This is a genomic window from Arthrobacter sp. HMWF013 (genome assembly GCF_003061105.1).
Lineage (GTDB): Bacteria > Actinomycetota > Actinomycetes > Actinomycetales > Micrococcaceae > Arthrobacter.
Genome location: NZ_QAIQ01000489.1, coordinates 1 through 1,517, shown reverse-complemented (window position 1 = coordinate 1,517; position 1,517 = coordinate 1). Strand labels below are relative to the sequence as shown.

Here is a 1,517-nt window from a genome sequence, read left to right as displayed (position 1 = left end):
CCTAAGAACTTCGTGGGGTCTGAAGGTCAGGCGTGCATTCGACAACAGCGCATGTCGGCAGCAGCGGGTGTGCTGGGCCAATAGTCTGCGGCTGCAGGTGCTGTTGAGTTCTTGTTCACAATTGAAAGTGTGCAACGTAACAATGAAAACTTGCAAGTAACAAAGGGCCTTTCGTTCCGCATTGTGAGACAAAAGGGCTATATGTGGCGTAGATCACGATTCTGGATTGGCGATAATTTGCCGGTTGCAGTTAGCCCCAGGGGCGCGATAAGCGACATCCTGCGAATATACTTCGACTGAATGGCGATTTGAGGGTTGAATATTCACATGCCCAAGAGTTCCCGGAATTGCCCTCCCGTTTTGACCGCCTGTCCACCCCCTAAGGCTGCGGTTTCGCACTGGTCCGCTGGGCTCGCAGCCCCCGGCGGGCTCAGAATCATCATTGAGCGGACCGGCATTATCCACATGGACCAATAACGGGCGGGCTCCCTGCATTCAGCTCGCTAGGCTGGGATTCACAGCGCGCTCACAGGAAGCCCATAGCGCGCGCTAACCGAAAGATCGGAGAGTTGTCACATGGCCACTTCGCACTCCATGACCAACAACCTTCCGCAGCTCACCCACCCGGACGGCTCCCCCATCCGCGCCCTGGTGGTTGACGACGAACCCAGCCTCTCCGAGCTCATGAGCATGGGGCTGCGCATGGCGGGCTGGTCTGTTGCCGTGGCCGCCGATGGCCCCGAGGCCGTCAAGCTCGCCAAAGAGTTCCGCCCTGACGTCCTGGTGTTGGATGTGATGCTGCCAGGCTTCGATGGCGTTGAGCTGCTGGGCAGGATCCGCGCCTTCGCGCCGGAGGTTCCTGCGCTTTTCCTGACTGCCAAGGACGCCATCCAGGACCGGATCGTTGGCCTGGCGGCCGGCGGGGACGATTACGTCACGAAGCCGTTCAGCATGGAGGAAGTCCTGCTGCGGCTGCACCGCCTGGTTCAGCGGTCCGGCGTTGCAGCCATGGACACCGCCGAACTTGTGGTGGGTGACCTCGTCCTTAACATCGACACCCGCGAGGTGACCCGCGCCGGCGACGACATCCAGCTCACGGCCACCCAGTTCGAGCTGCTCCGCTACCTGATGGAGAACCCCAAACGCGTGATCAGTAAGGCCCAAATCCTGGACCGCGTCTGGAACTACGATTTCGGCGGCCAGGCCAACATCGTGGAACTTTACATCTCCTACCTCCGCAAGAAAGTCGACTCGGTGCACCCGCCCATGATCCACACCGTCCGCGGCGCCGGCTACGTCATCAAGCCGGCGGAGTAGCGCCTCCATGTCCTCGCCACGGGCAACCCCGCCAGCCGCACGGAGCTGGCTCAAACCCGCCAACTGGCACCTGCGCACCCGCCTTGTACTGCTTGCCATGGCCCTGTTGGTGGCCATTTGCGGCGCTGTGGGGCTGTTCAGCTACGCCTCGATGGACTCCTTCCTCACCCGGCAACTCGACGAACAGCTGAGCCAGGCCG

Annotated in this window: 1 protein-coding gene and 1 pseudogene; both read left to right on the top strand. The window is 61.2% G+C overall.

Annotated elements, in window-relative coordinates; genetic code table 11:
- Positions 1-576 precede the first annotated feature (576 nt).
- Complete coding sequence (locus tag DBR22_RS17465) at positions 577-1,317, top strand: response regulator transcription factor (protein WP_108600065.1); 741 nt, start codon at positions 577-579, stop codon at positions 1,315-1,317.
- Positions 1,318-1,324: 7 nt separating this feature from the next.
- Positions 1,325-1,517, top strand: a pseudogene (locus DBR22_RS17460) (sensor histidine kinase); the annotation flags it as partial.